The 25,094-nt window shown below is 50.5% G+C and carries 22 protein-coding genes; 4 read left to right on the forward strand and 18 right to left on the reverse strand.

Annotated elements, in window-relative coordinates:
* Positions 1–21 precede the first annotated feature (21 nt).
* The gene (rpoB, locus tag C7U56_RS06780; protein ID WP_107000677.1) at positions 22–3,900 is read right to left on the reverse strand and encodes a DNA-directed RNA polymerase subunit beta; all 3,879 of its coding nucleotides are present in this window, start codon (positions 3,898–3,900) and stop codon (positions 22–24) included.
* A 345-nt stretch (positions 3,901–4,245) separates the two neighbouring features.
* Here rpoB and C7U56_RS06785 point away from each other — a divergent pair, with 345 nt between their 5' ends.
* Positions 4,246–4,731 carry a hypothetical protein gene (locus C7U56_RS06785; RefSeq protein ID WP_022360091.1) on the forward strand — a complete coding sequence of 162 codons (486 nt, stop codon included), beginning with the start codon at positions 4,246–4,248 and terminating at the stop codon, positions 4,729–4,731.
* 93 nt (positions 4,732–4,824) lie between these two features.
* Here C7U56_RS06785 and C7U56_RS06790 read toward each other — a convergent pair whose 3' ends face one another.
* The 3 genes from C7U56_RS06790 to C7U56_RS06800 all read right to left on the reverse strand — a co-directional run bounded on the left by C7U56_RS06790 (position 4,825) and on the right by C7U56_RS06800 (position 7,343).
* Complete coding sequence (locus C7U56_RS06790; RefSeq protein ID WP_107000678.1) at positions 4,825–5,274, reverse strand: YwiB family protein; 450 nt, start codon at positions 5,272–5,274, stop codon at positions 4,825–4,827.
* Between the two features lie 3 nt (positions 5,275–5,277).
* Positions 5,278–6,141 (reverse strand): glutamate racemase, encoded by an 864-nt coding sequence (murI, locus tag C7U56_RS06795; RefSeq protein ID WP_107000679.1) that lies wholly within the window; start codon positions 6,139–6,141, stop codon positions 5,278–5,280.
* A 137-nt stretch (positions 6,142–6,278) separates the two neighbouring features.
* Positions 6,279–7,343, reverse strand: coding sequence for a D-alanine--D-alanine ligase family protein (locus C7U56_RS06800; RefSeq protein WP_107001003.1), 1,065 nt, complete (start codon positions 7,341–7,343; stop codon positions 6,279–6,281).
* 282 nt (positions 7,344–7,625) lie between these two features.
* Between C7U56_RS06800 and C7U56_RS15750 the strand changes: the two genes are divergently transcribed.
* Positions 7,626–8,321 (forward strand): hypothetical protein, encoded by a 696-nt coding sequence (locus C7U56_RS15750; RefSeq protein ID WP_146143913.1) that lies wholly within the window; start codon positions 7,626–7,628, stop codon positions 8,319–8,321.
* Here the strand turns inward: C7U56_RS15750 and C7U56_RS06810 are convergent.
* The 6 genes from C7U56_RS06810 to C7U56_RS06835 form a co-directional block, all read right to left on the reverse strand.
* Positions 8,266–8,892, reverse strand: a complete 627-nt coding sequence (locus tag C7U56_RS06810; protein WP_107000681.1) for an HD domain-containing protein — start codon at positions 8,890–8,892, stop codon at positions 8,266–8,268. The two genes, C7U56_RS15750 and C7U56_RS06810, sit on opposite strands and share 56 nt — an antisense overlap.
* Before the next feature lie 97 nt (positions 8,893–8,989).
* The gene (locus C7U56_RS06815; protein ID WP_107000682.1) at positions 8,990–10,210 is read right to left on the reverse strand and encodes an aldo/keto reductase; all 1,221 of its coding nucleotides are present in this window, start codon (positions 10,208–10,210) and stop codon (positions 8,990–8,992) included.
* Positions 10,207–10,887: a GntR family transcriptional regulator gene (locus tag C7U56_RS06820; protein WP_107000683.1), complete on the reverse strand. Its 681-nt coding sequence runs from the start codon at positions 10,885–10,887 to the stop codon at positions 10,207–10,209. The genes C7U56_RS06815 and C7U56_RS06820 overlap by 4 nt, the downstream gene beginning before the upstream one ends.
* Complete coding sequence (gene ispE, locus C7U56_RS06825) at positions 10,871–11,782, reverse strand: 4-(cytidine 5'-diphospho)-2-C-methyl-D-erythritol kinase (protein WP_107000684.1); 912 nt, start codon at positions 11,780–11,782, stop codon at positions 10,871–10,873. Before ispE ends, C7U56_RS06820 begins: the two co-directional genes overlap by 17 nt.
* A gap of 55 nt (positions 11,783–11,837) precedes the next feature.
* Positions 11,838–12,539 carry a GNAT family N-acetyltransferase gene (locus C7U56_RS06830; RefSeq protein WP_107000685.1) on the reverse strand — a complete coding sequence of 234 codons (702 nt, stop codon included), beginning with the start codon at positions 12,537–12,539 and terminating at the stop codon, positions 11,838–11,840.
* A gap of 3 nt (positions 12,540–12,542) precedes the next feature.
* Positions 12,543–13,070, reverse strand: a complete 528-nt coding sequence (locus C7U56_RS06835; RefSeq protein WP_107000686.1) for a peptidylprolyl isomerase — start codon at positions 13,068–13,070, stop codon at positions 12,543–12,545.
* 283 nt (positions 13,071–13,353) lie between these two features.
* Here C7U56_RS06835 and C7U56_RS06840 point away from each other — a divergent pair, with 283 nt between their 5' ends.
* Positions 13,354–13,794, forward strand: coding sequence for a hypothetical protein (locus tag C7U56_RS06840; protein WP_107000687.1), 441 nt, complete (start codon positions 13,354–13,356; stop codon positions 13,792–13,794).
* A 367-nt stretch (positions 13,795–14,161) separates the two neighbouring features.
* Here C7U56_RS06840 and C7U56_RS06845 read toward each other — a convergent pair whose 3' ends face one another.
* Positions 14,162–15,520: an alanine/glycine:cation symporter family protein gene (locus C7U56_RS06845; RefSeq protein ID WP_107000688.1), complete on the reverse strand. Its 1,359-nt coding sequence runs from the start codon at positions 15,518–15,520 to the stop codon at positions 14,162–14,164.
* A 241-nt stretch (positions 15,521–15,761) separates the two neighbouring features.
* Between C7U56_RS06845 and C7U56_RS06850 the strand changes: the two genes are divergently transcribed.
* Positions 15,762–16,739: a zinc dependent phospholipase C family protein gene (locus tag C7U56_RS06850; protein ID WP_107000689.1), complete on the forward strand. Its 978-nt coding sequence runs from the start codon at positions 15,762–15,764 to the stop codon at positions 16,737–16,739.
* A gap of 136 nt (positions 16,740–16,875) precedes the next feature.
* Here the strand turns inward: C7U56_RS06850 and C7U56_RS06855 are convergent, their stop codons facing one another.
* The 7 genes from C7U56_RS06855 to rfbF form a co-directional block, all read right to left on the reverse strand.
* Entirely contained in the window at positions 16,876–17,469 is a 594-nt protein-coding gene (locus tag C7U56_RS06855) for a hypothetical protein (RefSeq protein ID WP_181357194.1), read from the reverse strand.
* A 188-nt stretch (positions 17,470–17,657) separates the two neighbouring features.
* Positions 17,658–19,403: a D-alanyl-D-alanine carboxypeptidase family protein gene (locus C7U56_RS06860; RefSeq protein ID WP_107000690.1), complete on the reverse strand. Its 1,746-nt coding sequence runs from the start codon at positions 19,401–19,403 to the stop codon at positions 17,658–17,660.
* Positions 19,404–19,417: 14 nt separating this feature from the next.
* Positions 19,418–20,470: a glycosyltransferase family 2 protein gene (locus tag C7U56_RS06865; protein WP_353956893.1), complete on the reverse strand. Its 1,053-nt coding sequence runs from the start codon at positions 20,468–20,470 to the stop codon at positions 19,418–19,420.
* Between the two features lie 14 nt (positions 20,471–20,484).
* Positions 20,485–21,378, reverse strand: coding sequence for a LicD family protein (locus C7U56_RS06870; RefSeq protein WP_107000691.1), 894 nt, complete (start codon positions 21,376–21,378; stop codon positions 20,485–20,487).
* A gap of 121 nt (positions 21,379–21,499) precedes the next feature.
* A complete protein-coding gene (gene rfbH, locus C7U56_RS06875) occupies positions 21,500–22,855 on the reverse strand; it encodes a lipopolysaccharide biosynthesis protein RfbH (RefSeq protein WP_022360072.1) in 1,356 nt (451 codons plus the stop codon).
* A gap of 94 nt (positions 22,856–22,949) precedes the next feature.
* Positions 22,950–24,014 (reverse strand): CDP-glucose 4,6-dehydratase, encoded by a 1,065-nt coding sequence (gene rfbG, locus C7U56_RS06880; RefSeq protein ID WP_107001005.1) that lies wholly within the window; start codon positions 24,012–24,014, stop codon positions 22,950–22,952.
* Between the two features lie 295 nt (positions 24,015–24,309).
* Positions 24,310–25,083, reverse strand: a complete 774-nt coding sequence (gene rfbF, locus C7U56_RS06885; protein ID WP_022360069.1) for a glucose-1-phosphate cytidylyltransferase — start codon at positions 25,081–25,083, stop codon at positions 24,310–24,312.
* Positions 25,084–25,094: the final 11 nt, after the last annotated feature.

Raw genomic sequence — 25,094 nt, forward strand, 5'->3', positions numbered from 1 at the left:
AGCGGTACTCCCTCCTATCGATTATTCTTCGTCGTCAGATCCATTATCATCGGAAACGTCTGCATAGTCATCGTCTGTATAGCCGTCTGCCTCTGCTGTATACTCATCATGCTCTACATCGGTCAGCTCACCATCTTTAAATTCCTGCTCCTGGTAACCGTAGTTGCCGAAGGACTCATTCTGAGAGTAACGCTTGCTGTCACCCTCGATGACGGAACGAAGATCGGTATCGCCTTCGTCGATGTTCTCCTTGAGCTCGATCTCGGAACCGTCTTCTGCCAGAACTCTGACATCCAGACCCAGGGACTGAAGCTCTTTTAAGAGTACCTTGAAGGACTCCGGAATACCCGGCTCCGGAATATTCTCGCCCTTGATGATTGCCTCGTATGTCTTCACACGACCTACCACATCATCGGACTTCACGGTCAGGATCTCCTGCAGCGTATAGGATGCGCCATACGCCTCCAGTGCCCAAACCTCCATCTCTCCGAAACGCTGGCCACCGAACTGAGCTTTACCACCCAGCGGCTGCTGTGTAACGAGGGAGTAAGGACCTGTGGAGCGTGCATGAATCTTATCATCAACCAGATGATGCAGTTTCAGGTAATGCATGTGTCCGATTGTAACCGGGCTGTCGAAGTATTCGCCGGTACGTCCATCTCTCAGGCGGACTTTACCATCGCGTCCGATCGGAACGCCCTTCCAGAGTTTTCTGTGCTCCAGATGGGTACCCAGATACTCCATAACTTCCGGATCTACAATATCTTTATATTTTGCTTCGAACTCTTCCCAGGAGGTGTTGACATAGTCATTTGCCATCTCCAGAGTGTTCTGAATATCTTTCTCGTCTGCACCGTCGAAAATCGGGGTGGATACATCAAAACCAAGTGCTTTGGCAGCAAGGCTTAAATGAATCTCCAGGACCTGTCCGATATTCATACGGGACGGTACGCCCAGTGGGTTCAGTACGATGTCGAGCGGACGGCCATTCGGAAGGAACGGCATATCCTCAACCGGAAGCACACGGGAAACGACACCCTTGTTACCATGACGACCAGCCATCTTATCGCCGACGGAAATCTTTCTCTTCTGTGCAATGTAGATACGAACGGTCTTATTTACACCCGGAGCCAGCTCGTCGCCGTTCTCTCTTGTAAATACCTTCGCATCAATGATGATACCGTATGCACCATGCGGTACTTTCAGGGAGGTATCACGAACCTCTCTTGCCTTCTCACCGAAGATCGCACGTAACAGGCGCTCTTCTGCGGTCAGCTCGGTCTCTCCCTTCGGAGTAACCTTACCTACCAGGATATCACCGGCACGAACCTCTGCACCGATGCGGATGATACCGCGCTCGTCCAGATCTTTCAGTGCATCCTCGCCGACACCCGGAACATCTCTTGTGATCTCTTCCGGTCCCAGCTTGGTATCACGTGCTTCTGCCTCGTATTCCTCGATATGGACGGAGGTATATACATCCTCCTGAACCAGACGCTCAGACAGAAGAACGGCATCCTCGTAGTTGTAGCCTTCCCAGGTCATGAAGCCGATCAGCGGGTTTTTGCCCAGACCGATCTCACCGTTGCAGGTGGACGGACCATCTGCGATAACCTCGCCAGCTTCGACATGGTCATTCTTGTATACAATCGGTTTCTGATTGTAGCAGTTGGACTGGTTACTTCTCTTGAATTTTGTCAGATGGTATACATCGCGGTTTCCATCGGAATCTCTCTTGATGATGATCTCGTTGGAAGCGGAGCGCTCAACCACACCGGCATTCTTTGCAACGACACACACACCGGAGTCAACAGCTGCCTTCGCGGAAATACCGGTATCGACAACGGCTCTCTCGGTGGTCAGAAGCGGTACCGCCTGACGCTGCATGTTCGATCCCATCAGAGCACGGTTCGCATCGTCGTTCTGCAGGAACGGAATCATGGAAGTAGCTACGGAGAATACCATCTTCGGGGATACGTCCATCAGGTCGATTTTCTTCTTCTGGAACTCGGAGGTCTCCTCACGGAAACGACCAGATACGTTATTGTGGACGAAGTGTCCTTCTTCGTCTAACTGCTCGTTTGCCTGTGCAACAACGAAGTTATCTTCCTCGTCTGCTGTCAGGTATACAACCTCATCCGTAACAACCGGGTTGGACGGATCGGTTTTATCTACTACACGGTACGGAGCTTCGATGAAACCGTACTCATTGACACGTGCGTAAGATGCCAGGGAGTTGATCAGACCGATGTTCGGTCCCTCAGGTGTCTCGATCGGGCACATACGGCCATAGTGTGTGTAGTGTACATCTCGTACCTCGAATCCGGCACGGTCCCTTGACAGACCGCCAGGACCCAGGGCGGAAAGACGTCTCTTATGGGTCAGCTCGGACAGCGGGTTGTTCTGATCCATGAACTGGGACAGCTGGGAACTTCCGAAGAACTCCTTGACTGCTGCTGTAACCGGCTTGATATTGATCAGGGACTGGGCAGAAACACCTTCCATGTCCTGTGTTGTCATACGCTCACGTACCACACGCTCCATACGGGACAGACCGATACGGTACTGGTTCTGAAGCAGCTCGCCGACCGCACGGATACGACGGTTGCCCAGATGATCGATATCATCTGGATTGCCGATGCCACCTTCCAGATGCATGTTGTAGTTGATGGAAGCGATGATATCTTCCTTCGTAATGTGCTTCGGAATCAGGTCATGGATATCTCTGCGGATAATCTCTTTTAACTCCTCATCAGAAGCGCCGGCATTTTCTTCCAGAATACCCTGGAGAACCGGATAGAATACTAACTCTGTGACGCCTACTTCTTCCGGATCGAAATTCACATAAGCGCCCAGATCTACCATCATGTTAGAAAGAACCTTGTGATTCTTCTTCTCACCCTGAATCCATACAAACGGAACGCCTGCGTTCTGGATGTCAGTAGCAAGTTCCTTGGTGACCTTTGTTCCCTGCTCCGCCAGAATCTCTCCGGTAGTTGTATCAACCACATCCTCAGCCAGAACGTGACCTACGATACGGTTCTTAAAGTGAAGCTTTTTATTGAATTTATAACGACCCACCTTTGCCAGATCGTAGCGGCGCGGATCGAAGAACATGCTGTTTAACAGGCTCTCTGCGCTGTCTACGGAAAGCGGCTCACCCGGACGAATCTTCTTATATAATTCCAGAAGACCATCCTGGTAGTTGTTGGACGGATCCTTCTCGAAGCTCTTCTCCAGTTTCAGCTCATCGCCGAACAGGTCAATGATCTCGGCGTTAGTACCGTAACCAAGAGCACGGATCAGAACAGTAACAGGAACTTTTCTGGTCCGGTCTACACGCACGTAGAAAATGTCGTTGGAATCTGTCTCATACTCCAGCCAGGCACCCCGGTTCGGGATAACGGTGCAGCTGTATAACTCTGTACCGATCTTATCGTGCGCGATTCCATAATAAATACCAGGGGAACGAACAAGCTGGCTGACGATAACTCGCTCCGCTCCGTTGATAACGAAGGAGCCGGTGTCGGTCATAAGTGGAAGATCACCCATGAAAATCTCATGTTCATTGATCTCATCTTTATCTTTATTGCAAAGTCTTACCTTTACCTTCAGAGGAGCTGCATAGGTCGCATCGCGCTCTTTGCACTCTTCGATCGTATATTTGATATCGTTTTTACACAGTGTAAAATCCACAAATTCCAGACTCAAGTGACCTGCGAAATCCGTGATCGGGGAGATATCAGCAAACACTTCTTTCAGTCCCTCATCCAGGAACCACTGATACGAGTTTTTCTGAATCTCAATCAAATTCGGCATTTCCAGAACTTCTTTTTGTCTTGAGAAGGTCATCCTTACACCTTTACCGGTTTTTACCGGACGCATCCTGCTTTTCTCCATTCGATGTTTCACCCCTGTTTTCTTTCTATCTCTATGGTTTGCATTTTTCCATCTCCGAACCAGCCTTGTTTCATGCCGACGGAGCTGCACTGTCATTTGGGCATACGAATACCCGGAAAACACAGTTTTCCACAATAGTGCATTCTCCATCTTAGCATGGGATTTGATGGGTGTCAAGTGGTTTTTTGATGGATTTGGAATAAGCCATAGTTACCCGTCTATTTTTCTTGCCATTTCCCCTCTCCAATGCTATAATACATAGTAATTGCGCGGCTATTTTCGTTATTTCTGCGAAATGGGATTGGATTTGCGTCCCGCCGCTATCTACAACGGAGGTATATATATATGTCATTTTGGAATGTACTGCTAGTTATTATCGTCATTCTGGCTATCCTTCTTGTCGTACTGTATATTCTGGGTTCCCGGATGCAGAAACGTCAGGCAGAGCAGCAGACTATGATCGACGCTTCGAAACAGACAGTTTCGATTCTGGCGATTGACAAAAAGAAACTGAAAATCGGAGATTCCGGTCTCCCGAAGATGGTTATTGACCAGACTCCATGGTATATGAAGTGGGCGAAGCTCCCGATCGTAAAGGCTAAGATCGGACCGAAGGTTGTGACCATGATCGCGGATGAGAAGGTATTCCTTCAGTTACCGCTCCGCACCGAGGCAAAGGTTGTCATCAGCGGTCTTTATATCACAGAGATCAAGAGCGTGCGCGGAGGTATCCCGCCGCTGCCGAAGAAGAAAAAATTCTTTGACCGTTTCAAGAAAAATACAGAAGAGGCAGCAAAGAAAGAAGCTTCCAAGTCCAAGAAAAATAAATAATGGATCTTAAAATCCCGGAAATGTAACTGATTGCACGTTTCCGGGATTTTTGATTCATCGATTTTATTTCTTTGTTTCTATATTCTTTTATATTTACTGCTCTTTCAGGTTCAATTTCGCCGTCGCCTTCGATTTCACATCAATTTCAATATGGCTCTGGCTGGTCTGCTCATAGTTGAGTTCCAGCGTATAATCAATCTGGATTTTCAGATGATCCGGACCTTCATTGATCTTGATGCGGTCGGTCGTGACACCCACGATCATCTGACCGTATGGAGTCACATAACAGCTGACATTCGGACGGTTCTCCTGAAAAATCATATGCGCCCGCGCATCGCCTCCCTTGATCATATCGACGCTGTCCGCATTGGCTTTGATGGTATTGCGGATGCTTCCTTCCTCGCCCTCCAGTATCTCATCATAGATGATATAATGCTTGCCATTTTTGAAATAATAGCTGCCTGCCATGATAACCTCCAGGTTATTCGTCTCCCCGTCCGCAATATGGGCACCGCGCACGGATACAAGCACATCTTTCGTCATATTTTAATACTCCTCAATGTTAATCTTTTTCGTGTCTTTTACCTCTTTTGGCAGAATCGCCTTGGCAAAACGCGTGAAATTCTCCGCCCGGTCGCTGACAAAGAACTGATACTGGTCAAGAATCGGCTCCCCGGCAGCAGCGCGGCGGCTGTTTTCCTCCGAAAAACGTTCCAGATCCTCCGAACTGCGTGTCAGATCCATGTCCCGCAGCAGAGTTTTAAGTTCAACTGCCGTCTCATATGCCGGATTTACCAAAGTCACCTCGTCACCCATCAGCCGGTGCAGCGTCGAACGCAGCAGCGGATAATGCGTACATCCCATAACCAGCGTATCAATGTATTTTTCTTTCAGCGAAGAAAGATACCGGGAGGCAATCTCGTCTGTTACCGAATCATGGAAGAGTCCTTCCTCCACCAGCGGCACAAAGAGCGGACACGGTTTTCCAATGACCTCAATATCCGGGCGCAGCTTCTGCATTTCTCTGGTATAAATACCGCTCCGGATGGTCGCCTCGGTTCCAATCACGCCAATCTTTCCATTATGGGTTGCCTCGGCGGCCGTGCGCGCGCCCGCGTAGATAACCCCGATGATCGGGATATCCAATTCCTGTTTGACCGTCTCCAGTGCACACGCCGAGGCCGTGTTGCAGGCAATCACGATCGCCTTGACTCCCTGTGTTTTCAGAAAACGGATGATCTGGCGGGAATAGCGCAGCACCGTCTCCTGCGATTTGCTTCCATATGGAACGCGCGCCGTATCTCCAAAGTATACGATGCGCTCCTGCGGCATCTGACGCATGATCTCACGGGCTACCGTCAGACCGCCGATGCCTGAATCAAAAACTCCGATCGGGGCATTTCTATCCATGTTTACCTTCCTTTCGGTAAAATTCTTATGGTCATGTCTCCATTCTTTCCCGAACATCTGTGTATATCGAATCATATAACGTCCAAAAGCAGATTCATTCACACTGTTTCAGGATTCTGAAACATTTTTATTTATTTCTAGGCTTCGTAGCGTTTCAGTCCGTGTTCAATCAGCTTTGTCACCATCTCCGGCTTCGGGATTCCGGCCGCCTCAAAGAGCATCGGGTACATACTGATCGCGGTAAAGCCCGGCATGGTATTGATCTCATTGAAGATAACCTCGCCGTCCTTCGTCACAAAGAAATCGACGCGCGACAGACCATAGCCATCTACCGCCTTGAAAATACGTCTCGCCGCCTGACGCACACGCTCGGTCGCATCGCCCGGAAGCTCTGGATTTACCACGGTTCTGGACTCTGCGTTGTAATATTTCGCATCAAAATCATAGAAATCGGCTGCTGCCAGAATCTCGCCAACACCGGAAGCGATGACCGGTTCTGTGCCATTTCCAAAGACCGCACATTCGATCTCACGGCCGACGATCGTCTCCTCAACCAGAATCTTGCGGTCATGGTGCGCCGCCTCCTTTAAGCCTGCAATCAGCTCTTCGCGATCCGACGCCTTGCTGACACCTCTGGAAGAACCTGCATTGGACGGCTTGATAAATACCGGATATGAGAACCGGTTCTCGATGCGTGCCACAACCTCATCCATCTTTTCAAGTTCTTTGCGGATGACCAGCTCATATGCCGCCTGGCGCACGCCTGTGTGGTCAACAATCTGTTTTGTATACACTTTATCCATCGAAACGCTGGACGCCAGCACACCGCATCCGACATACGGGATTTTTGCCAGCTCAAAGATGCCCTGAATGGTGCCGTCCTCTCCCCAGAGTCCATGCAGAACCGGGAATACCACATCAATGCGGATCATTTCCGCCTTACCATCTTTCAGGACGATCACGGATTTCTCCGTTGCATCCGGGGAAAGGATCGCGGTCGTCGTGTTCTTTCTCCAACTCTCATCCTCGATCTGCTCGACCGAGTCAACCAGCAGCCATTTTCCCTCTTCGGTAATGCCGATCAGGGTTACATCATAGCGCTCTGTATCTATATTTTTAATGACATTGATTGCCGACATACATGAAACAATATGTTCCGAAGACTGTCCGCCAAATACCACAAGTACACTCTTTTTCATAATATCCGCCTTTCTGCCGGGTGTGGGAAGCTTCTGCTTCACCACGCGCCGGAATGCTATTCCAAAATATAGTTTAAATTATACCATAACTGTCAATACTTGCGACAAGAAGATTCGATTTCGTTGTTACTGTTCACGCATACGTGCCCAGTAACGGAATTTGCCGTGGCTTCGCATTTAAATACGGCAAATTCCTGCTGCCACCACGTTTTCTTACGGCACTTTCGGTTCCAAAAGTGCCTACCTGTGAACAGTAACATTTCGTTCAGTAAAAGGAGAGCCATTATGATAAATCAAATGATTTCGTTCCATCCTGAAAATTGTCCGTCACCCACATCCAGGATTCATCCACCTGTCACCAATAAATGCCGCCATTTTTCCACCGGTTCCTGTAAACCTTCCCATCTATACGGTGGAACACTCCCGCATCTCGCCTTATGTTCCATGCTCTTATTTCTGCTTTTCTGCCTGCCTCTTCTTAGTTTTACCAGAAACCAGATTCAGCCGGAAGTCCTGGCGTACGCGATCGCCCCGCCGATCCTGCAGACTCATGTGATCGACAACTGGTGGGGTGTTCTCTATCCGCCGCCCGCCCTGTCCGGAGGTGTCATGCCGGAAGAAAACTCAAAAAATCAGAGCGCCGATTCCGTCTCTGACGCTCTGATTTTTGATAACGATATGAACTGGCTGTCGCAAAAGAAGCATATCATTTTTGATGTAAACAAGAAAGATACTGCTCTGATTTCCTCTAAAGCTGACCCGATGACTTGCTCCAATCACTCGGAATGTTCTGGAACAGCTTCAGCTTCCAAAATAACCACCGAACCGACAGAATCTTCTTCGAACTCAAAAATAACAGCCACGCACGCCGTTTCCGCTGACAGCAGTCTGCCGGATAAAGCTCATGCTTCCTCCGACAATTCGATTACTCTTCGGGTAACGTGTCGTTTTTTATCTTTCCTTCCCGGAGGCTCGGAGTGATGAAATTCTCATAGGAATAGTTCCACAGCGTCTCCGAGCCCTTGGCGGTATTCTTATTTCTTCCAAGAATCTGGCTCAGGTGCACGCCGCGCGTCGCCCACGCCTTTCCCTTGGAAGCATCATTGAGCATCGTCGGCTGGATGTTGTCCATCGTATGCGCAAACCGTGCTTCCGGCGTCTCCCCGGCTTCAAATTCATCCCAGAGAGCGCGCAGTTTTTCGCCCTGATCCGGCGGCAGCATTCCGAAAATGCGCTCTGCACCCTTTAATTCTCTCTCCCGCTGGGTTTTCTTCGCCTCCTCATCATAGGCATATGTGTCGCCGGCGTCGATCTCGACCAGATCGTGAATCAGAAGCATGGTAACCGTTTTCAGCACATCGATCGGCTCATTGGAATACTCCGCCAGAAGCACCGTCATGATCGCCATATGCCATGCGTGCTCCGCGTCATTTTCCTTCCGCTCGCCGTCTGTCAGATACGTCTGGCGACCGATAAATTTCTCCTTATCTATCTCCCGGATAAATGCAAACTGCTGCTCCAGACGTTCTTTCTGTTTCTGATTTATATCCATTGTTTCCGCCTCCCTGGTCTATTTCACCACATTTCTAGTTACTGTTCACGCATACGTGCCCAGTAACGGAAAAATGCCTCTTGCATTTATCCTCTCTTTACAGTCTCTTCCCTGCAAGAACCTCTTTATAATCCTTATAATTCTCCTCCAAAAGCTTCGGCGTATCCAGACCATACGGGCACATCGACTTGCAGTGTCCGCAATGCAGGCAGTCCTCTATCTTCTTCATCTTCGCCTGTCCCTCCGGGGAGAGGTATCTCGCTGACGGAGAACGGCGCAGAAGCAGGGACATACGCGCACAGTTGTTGATCTCGATTCCTGCCGGACACGGCATACAGTAGCCGCAGCCCCGGCAGAATTCACCTGCCAGCTCTTTCTGGTCTTTTTCAATAACAGCTTTCAGCTCGTCCGTCAGTTCCGGTGGATTGCCGATGTAGCTTAAAAATTCGTCCAGCTCGCTTTCCTTCTGTACACCCCAGATCGGCAGTACATTCTCAAACTGTGCCATATAGGCATAGATCGCAGCCGAATTGGTCAGCAGACCGCCCGACAGACCCTTCATTGCGATAAATCCCATTTTGTGCTCCGCACAGGCCTTCGCCAACGCGATCTCCCGCTCGGTGGAAAGATAATTAAATGGGAACTGCAAGGTATCGTAAAGCCCCGACTCGATCGCCTCCTCCGCAATGCTCATGCGGTGGTTCGTGATGCCGATGAAACGGATTTTCCCCTGCTCTTTTGCTTCGAGCATCGCCTCATAAAGACCGCTTCCGTCTCCCGGCTTCGGACAGACTGCCGGATTGTGGAACTGGTAAATGTCCACGTAGTCTGTTTTTAAGTTATGTAAACTCGTCTCTAGATCCTTCCAGAAGCCTTCCGCCGTCGTTACCGCTGTCTTGGTCGCAATATAGATATGCTCGCGCACATCGCTCAATGCATAACCGATCTTCTCCTCGCTATCCGTATAGAAGCGTGCCGTATCAAAGAAACGGACGCCCGCGTCATACGCCTTGCGAAGCAGTACCTTTGCATCATCAAAAGAAATACGCTGGATTGGCAGCGCGCCAAATCCATTTTTATTGATGATAATATCCGTCTTTCCAAGGGTAACCGGCGTACCGGCTACCCTTTCTCTTTTATCCAGCATCTCTTTCAGCGCCTCGTCGCTGTCATCGATCCAGACATCCTCCTCATCGGCGTTGAGACCGAGATATTTTGCCAGTGTCCGCTCATCATCCGACCGATTCCAGCGGGAAATGTAGCGATCGATTTCCTCAAATGGAATCTGACCGGACAGGTACAATTCTTTAAATGTCATACTTCCTTCCGCTCCTTTAAATTCTTAAGTACCGTAATTTCCTGGTTATCTATGTGCCCCCTGGCTACCGCCTTTGCCTCCGCCATATGGCGCAGACGCAGTGCCGCCAATATTTTTTCATGCTCTAACTGCAGAATCTGCCGTTTATCCTCGTCCTTGATGTATTCCAGACGGAACCGGTACATCTGCTCACGCAGGTTGTTCAAAATCTGCACCAGACGCTTGTTGCGGGTCGAATGGTAGATCACGTCATGATATGCCTCGTCCGTCTCCGCGATCTTCATCGCATCGCCCTGATCAATCGCCGCTTTAAATGCTTTCTGTGCTTCTTCCAATGCCTGCATATCTTCTTCCGTCATGCGCTGGCACGCCAGCTCAATCGCCAGTTCCTCCAGCGAACGGCGCACTTCCAGCACATCTTTCAGGCTTTTTTCCGAAATCCGCGCCACCTCCGCGCCGCGCCGCGGAATCATCAGAACGAGTCCTTCCAGCTCCAGCTTGCGGATCGCCTCACGGATCGGGGTGCGGCTGACGCCCAGCTTCTGTGCCAGCTGAATCTCCATCAGGCGCTCGCCCGGTGCCAGCTCTCCCTTTAAGATTGCCTGGCGGAGTGTGTTGAATACCACATCCCTGAGTGGGAGATATTCATTCATTTTAACCTCAAAATTGTTCCCCATCTGCGTGCCCCTTCCTGTTGTAAAAACTAGTCAGGTATACCTGTTTCGCCAGATCCTGGCTGCTGCCATAGCGGAGTTCCTCATACGCCGCCTGCGCCGCCGTCTGGTTCGTAAACAAGCCAAATACGGTTGGACCGCTTCCGCTCATCAGAGAGCCGTCCGCGCCCATCTCCATCATCTTATCTTTGAGTGTCTGAATCACCGGATTTTCCGGGATCGTCACCGTTTCCAGCACGTTTCCAAGCTGTGAAACGACGCCGGAGAGGTCTTTTTTCTCGATCGCCGCCCGCATCGCATCAATATCCGGATGCGCCTCTGCACCCAGAGACGGCAGGTTTAAGCTCTCGTACACATGCTTCGTTGAAACGCTGACCGCCGGTTTGGCAATCAGCACGCGGCACTGCGGCATCGGCGGAAGCGGTGTCAGGATCTCCCCGATTCCCTCCGAAAGAGCCGTTCCCCGCATGATACAGTACGGCACATCCGCCCCCAGACGGACGCCGCGCTCCATCAGCTCCTGTTTCGAAAGCCCCAGTCCGAACATCTTGTTGACACCAAACAGGATTGCGGCCGCATCGCTGCTGCCGCCTGCCATCCCGGCTGCCACCGGGATAAATTTCTTCATCTTGATCTCCACACCGTCTCGGATTCCAAACTCATCCATCAGAAGTTTCGCCGCGCGGTAACCTAAGTTATTTTCATTGTCCGGCAGATAATAAAGGTTCGTTGAAAGACGGATTCCCTCTTCCTCCGTCCGGTTCAGTTCGATCGCGTCGTACACGCGCACCGTCTGCATGATCATCCGCACTTCGTGGTAGCCGTCTTCTCTCCGGCGGACTACATCCAGACCGAGATTGATCTTTCCATATGCTTTCAGCTCCAGATGCCTGATCATCGGTCATTCCTCCCATCGTTCCCTTAGTGTAATCACACTAGATTGTATTTTTTCATTATTTTGTATACAAGCTATTATATCCTTTTTGCATACAAAATACAATAGAATCCTTGCAAGATGAAGGTACCTGAATGAATCCCATTTTTTCCGCCAATATCCGTGAAGCCGTGTTGGAACGCTTCGTGCGAAGCCGGATCTTATCCAGCTCCAACGTTTCAAACCCGTATTTCACAATCGCCCGGCAGGCTTCCAGCGCATAGCCCTGACGGCGGAACGGTTCATAAATATGATATCCCAGCTCTCCGTCCGTCAGCCCCGCCTTTCCAACCAGCACACCATCCGCGCGGCGTTCCAGCGCCCACAAACCGCACTCGGCAAAGCGGTACTGGTGTTTCCGGTATTCCTCGCGTTTGTTCCAATCAGAAAAAGTTCCGTCGGCATCCTCAGCGGATGCCGGTTCCAACGGATCGTCCTGGGAAAATTCACGAATGATGAGGCGGTCGGTTTCCGCGATGAACCACGGGAGAGCCAGATGGCGGCGGACGACGCGTTCCAGGAATGTTTCATCGGCGTCTTCAGGGTCTGTAATAAGGTAAAGGCAAAATGAATAGTCGGTCGGCTGTTTTTCCTCATTTTCCCTCCATAAGCCAACAATAGCTCTCCCGGCTGCTTTCGCAGCCTGAAGAGCTTCGTTTTCATCGGAGAGAATCACCGGGTATGTCTGTCCCGCAATGGTTACTTCTCGTTCGATTGTCATAGATTATCTTTCTTTTCCTTTTTCCGGCTCCGGGTACTCCTCGCCAAAGGTGTCAACGGTCATCTTTTTGATCTTCTGCTCCTTCAGCGGACGATCGCCCCAGTCGGTGCGGACACCGGCAATCTTGTCCACGATATCCAGACCTTCAACTACCTTCCCGAAGGATGCATACTGACCATCCAGATGCGGGGAAGTCTCATGCATGATGAAGAACTGGGAACCTGCGGAGTTCGGGTCCATCGCACGCGCCATAGAGAGAACGCCCTTGGTGTGCTTGAAATTGTTCGTAAACCCATTCTGGCTGAACTCACCCTTGATGGTATACCCTGGACCGCCCATACCGTTTCCATTCGGGCATCCGCCCTGAATCATAAAGCCCTTGATGACACGGTGGAAGATCAGACCATCATAAAAGCCCTTCTTGATCAGGCTGATAAAGTTGTTGACTGTGTTCGGCGCAATCTCTGGGTAGAGCTCTGCCTTCATGATATCACCATTTTCCATCTCAATGGTAACAACTGGATTTTTCATGTATGTTTCCTCCTGAATTTTAAAAAATACCTCATTAAGTGGTCACATTATACCATAAGAACGTTCGAAAATCGACTGTTTTTCGTTCCATATTTGTCCATTTTCTTTACATTTCGTAAGTTTCTCCTCACAATTCGTTCACATTTATGGCTTAAGATGTATAGCACAATGTCGAAATGGACATTCTATGCGAAAAGATGAATGTTGCGCTCAGGAATCATCATCTGTCCTGCATCATACATCTGTGAGCAAACTAAGTCAAAAGAAAGGTTGGTAATGTACTATGAAAAAAACATATTTTGCTATCCTGGGCGCGGCTGCGATCCTCTCGCTCGCAACCGCCTGCTCTTCCAAAAACGTGAATGAACCGACTGCTAATGAATCGTCCCAGTCCGCCTCCTCCGAGTCCAGCTCGAATGGCATGGACGAAAGCAGCCCGATGGATGATTTAAAAGAAGACGCCAAAGACGCCGTTCTTCCATCCGAAGGAACTGCCGATGCAAAACAGTCCACAATGACTGGTACGATCAGCGACATCAAAGACTTTATGTTTACGATCACCGCCGACGGAACCGATTATGAATTCAGCTTCGAGCAGGATCAGAAACCGGACGGGCTTTCTGATGTAAAAGATGGGGATAAAGTTACCGTAACGTATACGGGAACCGTCAGTGAAGTGGATGCATTCAGCGGAACCGTTTTATCAGTTAAAAAAGCGGAATAAGGATTGTTGACACACTTTATACCCGTATTTTTTATGGCAGTCTTGACAGACGAAGCACGCAAAATATCTGCGCTTCCTGCCCAGGCTGCCATTTTCGATCCTCCGAACATAAGATATATTTATCGTAATCATAGAATCCATGTTCCGCGTTCATATTTCGTTCACACTTCATTAAAAAACCTTTTACACAATTAACATGGTTTCTTCACGATTTTTCCCTATACTATAACCATAGCAACAAGCAATGCTTACAAATTTTTTTCATAATACCGAGCTGAGTTTATATCAGCTCTCCTCCCTTTTTCAATACCAAAAGACCTCTCACTGCTGGAGAGGTCTTTTGTTGTATCTGAATTTCTCAACTCTCTCACCGTTCCGGTCTTCGTACCTTCCTGCCAAGCAGCACCAGCGCTGCAAGATTTGGCACCGCCATCAGCCCATTGAAAATATCAGATACCGCCCAGACGGCTTCCATCCGGTTGACGCAGCCGAGAAAGACTGAGGCAAGATAACCTCCGTGATACAAAATACATATTTTGTCGGCACGCTTCTGTGGGACACCCCGCATCAGCCATCCAAGTGCCTGATCGCCGATGTAAAACCAGGCAAGGATCGTGGCAAAGGCAAACAGCACCATACACGCCGCCGTCACTATGCCGCCTGCATTTCCAAAACGGGCTGCCAGAGCCGCCGCCACCGCGCCGCTGCCGCCCAGGGAATCGATCTTCTCGGTCAGATTGTGTGGAAATACACAGAGCAGTAAAAAAGCGGTCAGACTGCACCCTATGATTGTATCGAAAAACACCTCGAAAATCGCCCACATTCCCTGTTTCTGCGCTTCCTGCCTCTGTCTTAGCCTCCCCTTTCCCTCACTCATCCCATGTAGCACCGCCAGACTCCCCAGGCCCGCCTCATTGGAAAACACACCGCGCGATACCCCGCTCCGGATCGCCGCTGCCATTCCGTACCCGGTCATCCCGCCCGAAATTCCTGAAAAATTCAAAATACTGCTTCCAGCCGTCTGTCCTGCATTATCTGCCAGTCCAAATGCCCCGCCCACAATGTTCCCCAATACTTCCGGTATCTGATCATAAAAGCTGAACACGGCGATTCCACCTGCCAGCAGATACAGCCCCGCCGATACCGGTACCAGCACCGAAGCCGTCCATCCGATGCGTTTTGCCCCGCCAAAGAGCACCACGGCAGTCAAAACTGCCAGTATGATACCGGTTCCAAGCGGCGGCAGGGACGCTGCATAGCGCAGACTATCCGCCAGCGCCCCCGCCTGTACCATACATCCCATACCAAGCGACGCCAGCACGCAAAACAGGGCATAGCATTTTCCAGCGAAACAGCTTCCAACCCCATTTTCCAGATAGGCATAAGGTCCGCCCCCATACAAAATTCCCAGATAAACCTCCGTATATGCCAGCGCCATCCCCAGAAATGCCGCCGCCCACATCCAGAACACAGCACCCGGACCACCGATCGCCAACGCGGCTGCCACGCCCGTGATATTTCCCGTTCCGACCGTCGCCGCCAGCGCGGTGCAGGTCGTCAAAAGCTGTCCTTTCCCGCCGCTCCCAACCGTCTCTCCCCACCAGACTCTGATATGACGGATCGGAAATCCCCGCAGACGCACCATGCAGAGGACTCCAACCGCCAGAAACAGTCCCAGAAGCCACGGTCCCCACACCATTTTCTGTACGATTCTGAGCGCTTCCATCCGAGCACCTTTCTATATCTATTTTCACTCTATCAAACCAATCTTATGATTTACTATGATATTTTATTCTCCAAGCCGTGATATTGCCTTACGAGAACTCTCTTTCCATCCACCTTTTCTTACACTTTCTGTAAACATCCGCAAACCCCATGACAAACCAGACCGGCAGTGCTACAATAAGCATATCGGACAGGCGGACAAATTTCCAAATCTCTGTCCTTCTGGAAAGGATGAAAACAATATGCCAGGTTTTACCACGCACTATATATTCGGCATGAAAGCATACAACGATATGCCGTTCACACCCTTAAAACACACGATCGCCAAATACCGCTGGCTCTACCAGCTCGGTCTGCAGGGACCGGATATGTTTTTCTATAATATCCCGATCCTGCGCCACCGCGATTACCGCAACGTCGGTTCCTATATGCACGAACACAAGGTAAACGCCTTTTTTGAGTGCTGTCTGCGCCGTATTGGAACTATCCGCTCGCGCCAGCAGCAGGAGGAAGCCATCTCCTATCTGGCCGGATTTATGAACCATTACATTGCCGATTCGATCTGTCATCCTTACGTGTACGGGCGCATCGGCTATCCGGTGGATGCCCCGACCTCCATGCATCACGGGATGCACGCACATCTGGAAAATGAGCTCGACGCGATCCTGCTCTGGAAATATAAAAAAAAGAAGCCGTCTGAATTTAACCAGACCGCCACGATCTGTCTAAATGGACAGGAAATCCAGTTTATTTCCCATTTCCTGGCTTCCTGCATCAACGAAACCTATTATCCGATCACCTACCGCAACAACTTCCAGGTTACTCCGGCGATGGTGCACCGCTCCATCTGGGCGCTGCGCTTCGGCTGCCGGACACTCTCGGACAAGAACGGCAAGAAAAAATTCGGCATTGCACAGGTCGAATCCATCTTCGTCAACCACCCAGTTGCTTCCGCGAAAATGGTAACGGACTCCGTAACCGACTACCGGAGCAGCTGTAACCTAAACCACGAAGCATGGGGCAACCCGTGGGATCCGACCCGCGTCTCAACCGCATCGTTTGTTGATCTCTTCCATGAAACATTGGACAAATGCAGCCGTGTCTATGCGCTTTTAAACAGCGCCGTCACAGACAACATGCCGTTAGATAAACAGGATTTATCGCCGCTTCTGGCTGAACTGGGGAATGAGTCTTATCACAGCGGACTACCTGTTGAGTGAAAACACGTACTTCGGTTCCTGGTAAATAAAAGCTGTCATATGAAGAACACTCATCTGTTTCTCATATGACAGCTTTTTTGATCACTTTTCTCTTAATTATACACAGAAAATATCCCGTGTCTGTGCAGACAACCTCTTATTCTGCGTTCTCTGTCTCTTCCTCCGCCTCAGTCGTATCGTACTCGCCTGCTGCTTCTTTCTCTTTCACCTTGGAAATCAGCTCTTTGGTATCCGGAAGTTTGAAATCTGCGCCAGCCTCATAGGAACCACTGATAAACCATGCGTCCTCGTTATCCTGGTCGCTCTCCGGAACGATGCTGTAGGACAGTGCATACTGTTTCCACAGTCCGCCGTAGGAATCTTCACCGGACATCTCAATCGAGAAGTCCTGGGTGTGGACAATGTCGTTGAATCCCTTGATTAAATCTTCCGCATAGGTTCCTATCTGATCATCCGGCAGATCATCTGCCACTACCCAGATCAGCATGATCTGTTTCTTGTTCGGCTCCATATAGAAATGGAAATCGCGGCCGTACTCGTAGGTACTTGTATCCTTAAACATGTCTTCCGCGTCCGTGCTGACCTGTGTCCAGTCGATCTCAACATTTTCCTGGGTCTCAAAATTCGGATCTCCGACTACCGTCTCAGAAGTCGGTTTTACAATCGTACTCTCCGTGCATCCGCTGAGCAGCGCCATACACGCAACCATCATTATCAGAAGTTTTTTCATCGTGTTCTTCTATCCCTTCATTCACTCATTCACAGCCGGAACCAGCCCGAACCGCATGGCTATTATATAATATCGCCTTTTGTTTTTGTAGTCATTTTAGAAAAATTCAAAAAATCTTCATACTTTCCAAAATTTCCCGTAAACAATCCATCTGGACCATTTTACCGCCATTTAGCGCATCCAGGTTGTCAATCCAAATCCTCAACCGTAAGCTCTGTGTCATCCTCCTGCACACCCTGCTGTGTTTTGGCATCCTCTGCCTCTTTCTGTGCAGGTTTTTCTTTCAGCGGCTTCTTTTCCGTGGAACCAGTTCCTACTTTTCCACTCTCTGCCAGCCGGGACGCGGCTGCATCTGCCGCCGGAACCTGTCCTGAACCAGATCGCACATCCATGTCAGACTCCGCCTGCTCTGTGCTCTCATCTGCATCCGCTGTGCCAGGCGCCCTGTAGGACGCGCCCATCCGCTTTTCAAGCAGTTTTTCAAACTCTTCCCGCGAACAGCCGATCTCCTGCAGACGCTGTCTTCTCCGTTTTCTCCGCTCCTCCTGGCGTCTCTTTTCTTCCTGATGACGCTGGTAGAACAACCATACAAGCGCCGCACACGCCGCTGCCAGAAGCACACTGACGACCACAATCAGCACCGTTCTCACCGATACTTTCGGAAGTTTCGGCAGGATCAGGTGGAACGAAGATTTCGCCTGCTTCGGTTTTCCGGACGCGCCTGTATTGGATGCTGCCGGATCCGATGCCGTATTTCCGTCATCCGGAGCCGTCTCCCCGTTTGCTGCCGCTTCTGCCGCCGATGCGCTGATCAGATACACCTGTCCGATCTTGCGGTCGTTGTATTTGTAAGAAAGCAGTGCCACCGCGCCCAGCGGTGCATCCTCCGGCAGATCCGTTACCACCGTCTTCTCCGCATCCGCAAACGAAGCATCCTTCGGGATCGTGATGACTGCCGACGTATCCATCGATAAATCGGACGGCTGATAGCTATTGTCTCCGATCTGCACCGGCTGATCGCCGCTTGTGTATGCCGTCTCATTTTCCGAAATATTTACATTTTCAAACCGTAGAAAGCCGAAATCCAGCAATGCAATCGTATCCTGATAATGGGTCGCCTGCGTACTCTTCATCGTGACCGCAATCTGGCGTCTGTCATCCTTGATCGCATAGGTAACAAGCGTCTGCCCGGCAATCGATGTGTAACCGGTCTTTCCGGCTACCGCATATGGATAATAGTTCGGACTCTCTGTGTCAGTCGTGATAAGAAGCTTGTGCTCCGGCTGGATGGTCACACCGTCCGGATTGTTCTTCGTCGCCGGTAATCGGTAGCTCTTATCCTTACTGATCGTTAAAAGCGTGTCATTTTTATACGCCGCCGATGCGATCAGCGCCATATCATACACCGAAGTGAGCTGTGTGTCGTCATTCAGACCGGACGGATTCGCAAAATGGCTGTTCTCACAGCCAAGCTCCGCCGTCTTCTCGTTCATCATCTTCACAAAACCGTCGCGGCTTCCGCCCACATGCTCCGCCAACGCATTCGCCGCCTGGTTGGAAGAACGCATCAGCAGCAGGTAGAGACAATCGCGCACCGAAAGCGTGTCGCCCTCCTCGATGGCGTTCTTGTTTCCGCTGCCATCTTCCACGTTGTAAACGGCATCGTGGGAAAATGTGACCGTATCATCCAGACTGCTGTTCTCAATGACTACGAGCGCCGTCAATATTTTCGTGATACTTGCCGGTGCCTTCTGCACATGGATGTTCTGCCCGAATAAAACCGCCCCGGAGTCCGCATCCATGACAATGCCTGCCTCCGACTCGATCCCCGTATCCGAGGGCCAGTCCGGCTTTGCAAATGCCGTCATCGGCATTCCGGCAGCCATCAGTGCCGTGATCATCAAACTTATCAGTAAACGTCTTAATCTCTTCATACGATTCCTTCCTGTCAGCTTTCCTTTTCCGGAAATCCTTTTGTATCATGAACGATATAAATTGGACGATCCTTCAATTCTGTAAACAGGATCGCGATATACTCCCCGATAATTCCCACAATCACGAACAGCATCGCGAACATAAAGCATAAAAGCACTACGATCGTCGCGTAACCATTGGGCGTTCCTTTGACCGCCCACTCATAAATCGTTTCCAGCATCACGAGCAGCCCCAGAAAGCCCACGATAATTCCCGAGTAAATGCCGAGCTTTAGCGGCAGATCCGAAAAGCAGAGAATCGTATTGATCGAAAATTTAAATAATTTCCGAATACTGTACTTGCTCTCGCCCGCCACCCTGGCTCTCGCCTCATACTCGATGGTCGTCCGGTTAAATCCGATATTCTGCACATAGCCGCGCAGGAAACGCACTTTTTCCCGGTAATTGGTCTTTAACACCTGCGCCGCATTGGCAGTCAGCGCAAAGAAATCGGATGCGTTATTTTCCAGCTTCACATCTGAAATCTTGTTCAAAAATTTATAAAAAGCAGAAGACGTCAGGTTTTTGATGAATCCAGCCGATTTATTTTTCGTCCGGACCATGTTGATAACCTCATAGCCCTCTTCGAATTTTTCGATTATCTGCGCCACACATTCCGGCGGATGCTGCAGATCGGCATCCATACACACGATGCCCTCCCCGATGCTGTGATCCAGCCCCGCAAGCATCGCCGCCTCATGGCCAAAGTTGCGGGAAAAGTTGATCACACGTACCCGCGGATCCGCTGCTGCCAGTTCTGCCAGAATCTGCCCCGAGGCGTCCGCACTTCCGTCGTTGACAAAAATCAGTTCGTAATTCCACGGCAGCGCCTCAAAAACCGGAGTTGCCTCCCGATAGAACTCATGCAGCGCCTTTTCCTCGTTGTAAACAGAAATCACGATCGAGATCGTCTTTGGTTTCTGTCCGTTCATATTTTCCATCCTGTTCTGCATGGTCGACTGTCTGGTTTCATTTTTCTTCTTATCTTCCATGCTGTCTGTCCGTTTTTTCTTATCTTTCTTACTCATATTTCATCTTTCAATTAAGCATCCGGGTCATCCAAAATTTCGATCGCTATCGAAGAATGTGCCGGAACCCGTTTTTCCACCGGCGGCAGCGTCATATAGTCGCCGTAAATCCACTCCAGCACATGCTCATAGCCCACCGGCACCATCAGCTTTGTGTCCTCAAACGGCAGATCCACCGCGTGCTCGCACCATGCGCCCTCCAGCGTTACATAGAGATAATCCGGCTGGTAATTGCTGTAATACCAGTGTTTCGTTTTCTTTTTGCGATCCTTCGCCGCTGCAAGTCTCTGCAGCTTAAATAAAACCGGCATCGGGACAAGGTGTCCCACACCTGCCAGCACACCAACCCGCAGCTTATCCATCAGGCTGTATTTGCTGAAATCAATCTGATCACGGTGTGCGATCGCCATTCCATAAATAATCTTCTGAAGAAATTTTGCGCTCCACGCGCCCACCTTACTATCCGGCAGGCGGTCAAGGACGAACAGATCCACCCAGAGATGGTTTAATTTTCCCTCATAAAACTGCATCTGCTCATTGTCCTCATGGACGCGGCTGTTGTCATAGATGACGCGCGTTGTAAAATCATAAAACACCTTGCCACCCCGGATCTCCTCCGGGCGCAGCAAGGACATTCCCTCCGGCAGCTCCCGCGGCGCTACCTTCAAAAACATCTCATAATTGGCACGTGTAAATGCCAGATCGACATCATCATCCCACGGGATAAATCCCTCATGACGCACTGCGCCCAAAAGTGTCCCAGAATCCAGCATATAGGAAATCTTGTATTTCCGGCAGATCCGGTCTATCTCCTTCAAAAGGCGCAGATTCGCCCGGTGAACCTTCTCAAGCCCCGGATACGGCGGCAGTTTGACCGCCCTGCGGCTCTCTGATTTTTCCTCATTCATGATGGTTGTCCCCTCATTTTCTCCTGCAACTGCTCATTCTCTGTCACAGCTGCTCATTTTCACAGGCATTTTCTTACAGGCAGAGTATCTCCCCGCCTGTGAATTGCCGCGGTCCCCGTCCCTACTGACGGCATGCCTCACGAAGTGTCTTTGCCATATAATCAATCATTTCATCTGTCATGCCCGGATAAACGCCAACCCAAAAGGTATCGCGCATGATACGGTCGGTATTTTCCAGAGTTCCGGCTACGCGGTAGCCGCAGTTTTCTTTCCGCATCTCATCAAAGCACGGATGCTTGATCAGGTTTCCGGCAAAGAGCATACGCGTCTGCACGCCCTTTTCCTCGACATATTTGACTACCTTGTTCCGATCCACGCCCTCTTGGCAGGTCAGAAGGAAACCAAACCAGCTCGGATCGGAATGCTCACAGGCAACCGGCAGGATATATGCGTCCTCGGTTCCGGCAAGTCCCGCTTTCAGACGGGCGAAATTGTGTTTTCTGCGCTCCACGAAGGATGGAAACTTTTCAAGTTGCGCGCAGCCGATCGACGCCTGTAGATCGGTCGCCTTTAAATTATATCCAAAATGGGAGTATACATATTTATGGTCGTAGCCAAGCGGCAGCTCACCATACTGGCGGTCAAATCGGTGACCGCATAGGTTATCGCAGCCGGACGGGCAGACACAGTCGCGTCCCCAGTCGCGGAAGGAACGGATAATCTTGTTTAAAAGCGGATTGTCCGTGTACACGGCACCGCCCTCGCCCATCGTCATGTGGTGCGGCGGATAAAAGCTGGACGTTCCGATATCTCCGATCGTACCGGTAAAATGCCACTCGCCGTTCAGCTCATAGCGGCTTCCGAGGGCATCACAGTTGTCCTCCACCAACCACAGGTTATGACGGTCACAGAATTCTTTTACCTTCTGTAAATCAAACGGATTTCCCAGTGTATGGGCGATCATAACCGCTTTCGTCTTCTCTGAAAGCGCCGCCTCCAGCTTATCGGCGTCGATGTTGTATTGTGGAATCGTCACATCCACAAACACTGGAACTGCGCCATACTGGATCGCCGGGGTTACCGTCGTCGGGAAACCTGCCGCAACCGTGATAATCTCATCGCCGCGGCACACCCGGCGCTCTCCCAGCAATGGGGAAGTCAGCGCCATAAATGCGATCAGGTTCGCGGAGGAACCGGAGTTTACAAGGGAACAGTATTTGACGCCCAGGTAGTTCGCAAGCCCCGCCTCAAACTGATCGGTGTAACGTCCGGAGGTCAGCCAGAACTCCAGCGCACTGTCTACCAGATTGACCATCTCATGGTTATCGTAAACGCGAGACGCATACGGAATCCGCTGTCCCTCGGTAAATTCTTTTTTCTGATTATGATATTTATCACAATACTCTGCCACCAGATCGAGAATCTGCTGACGCGCAGCCTCTTTTCCGTCCGACAAGGTTACTTTTTCTTCTGACATGTTTCTCCTCCTGCTTTTGCTACCGTTCTCTACCGCAGCCGTATCAGCTCTGCCTGCTGCCAGACACACCTTTCGTGCAGCCGCCTGCATCTATCTATTTTTCTTCAAACCGAGCCGCATACGCCCGGATCTGCTCATCCGTCACCTCGCGCATATCCGCTCCGGCAAGCCACTTCTTCGACCATTCCACCGTCGCAGCCATCGCCTCTTCTACATGGAAGTGCGGCTTCCAGCCAAATACCTTTTTCACTTTGGAACAATCCAGTTTCAGAAAATTCGCCTCATGCGGACCTCCATCATAGCGGTTGATCCAATGCATCCCGCCGCCCCATGTTTCACAGAACAGATCCGCCAGACGTCCTGTATTGACGCAGTCACAGTCATCCGGTCCGACGTTATAGCAGCCCGCCAGCTCCGCATTTTCCCACTGCGCCTTTGCCACCGTCAGATACAAAAACAGCGGCTCTAACACATGCTGGAACGGGCGCGTCGAATGCGGATTCCGCACGATGATCGGCTCTTTCTTTTCCGCTGCGCGCACGCAGTCCGGCACGATCCGGTCCGCCGCAAAATCACCGCCGCCGATCACATTGCCAGCACGACAGGTTGAGACGGCGCAGCGGCCGTCCGTGAAGAACGACTGCTTATAGCTGTGTGTCACCAGCTCCGAACAGGATTTGCTATTGGAATACGGATCGTAGCCGTCCAGCGGGTCATTTTCGCGGTAACCGTACTCCCATTCCTTATTTTCATAAACCTTGTCCGTCGTCACATTGACGAGAGAGCGGACGGATTCACACTGTCTGGCGCATTCCAGCACATGAACCGTACCCATGACATTCGCCGCATACGTGCCGACCGGATCCCGGTACGACTCGCGCACGATCGGCTGCGCTGCCAGATGGAGTACAATCTCTGGCTTCGTCTCATCAAACACCTGTTTTAAATGGACAAAATCGCGCACATCCCCATCCACATGGTGAATCGTCTCCCCCAGATGCAGGATCTCAAACATCGACGGCTCGGTCGGCGCTTTCAGCGCATAGCCGGTCACCTCCGCCCCCGCCAGATGGAGAATGCGGACCAGCCAGCTTCCCTTAAAGCCTGTGTCACCGGTCACAAGGACCCGTTTTCCTTTATAAAAATCAAGAAGTTCCATGGTTTTCCTCTTTTTAATTATTTCGTGTTCGTTCGTTAATGGCGCAAGAAAAGAATATGTCTGCTTCGCAGCCGCATTCTTTCCTTCTGCGCTCATTATATCATACTTTCTTACAGGATTTGTGTCTATTCCTTGAATTTTCCCTTACAGTATATTATTGTTACTGTTCACGGGTAGGCACTTTTGGAACCGAAAGTGCCGTAAGAAAACGTGGTGGCAGCAGGAATTTGCCGTATTTAAATGCGAAGCCACGGCAAATTCCGTTACTGGGCACGTATGCGTGTACAGTAACATATTATTTCCACAGCTTCCAGGGTGCATTGCCTTCCTGCCACATCTGTTCCAGCTGCATCTTGTCACGCTGGGTATCCATACATTTCCAGAAACCGTCGTGGCGGTATACCATCAGCTGTCCGTCCTTGGCAAGCTGCTCCAACGGCGCTTTCTCAAAGACGGTATCATCGCCCTCGATATAGTCAAAGACGCCCGGTTCGAGTACCATGAAGCCGCCGTTGACGATCTTGCCGTCATCATCGTTCTTCTCACGGAACTCGCGGATGTGTCCGTCGCTGTCAACATCCATGACACCGAAACGCTGTCCGATGTTGACGCCGGTCAGGGTCGCGATCTTGCCATGCTGCTTGTGGAATGCCACCAGCGCGTCCAGATCCACGTTGGAAACGCCGTCGCCGTAGGTCAGCATGAACGTCTCATCCCCAATGTAATCGCGGATACGTTTGATACGACCGCCCGTCATCGTGTGCAGTCCGGTATCGACCAGCGTCACGCGCCACGGCTCGGAATAGTTGTTATGCACCTGCATCTCGTTCTTCGCCAGATCGAAGGTCACATCCGACGTATGCAGGAAATAATCGGCAAAATACTCTTTTACTACATACTGTTTGTAGCCCAGACAGATCACAAAATCATTGAATCCATACTGGGAATAGTGCTTCATGATATGCCAGAGAATCGGCTGTTCTCCGATCTCGATCATTGGCTTTGGTTTTAAATGGCTTTCCTCGCTGATTCGTGTGCCGAATCCACCCGCTAATATTACAACTTTCATTGCACTTCTCC

Origin of the sequence: Clostridium fessum, assembly GCF_003024715.1 — a bacterium.
Taxonomy (GTDB): domain Bacteria; phylum Bacillota; class Clostridia; order Lachnospirales; family Lachnospiraceae; genus Otoolea; species Otoolea fessa.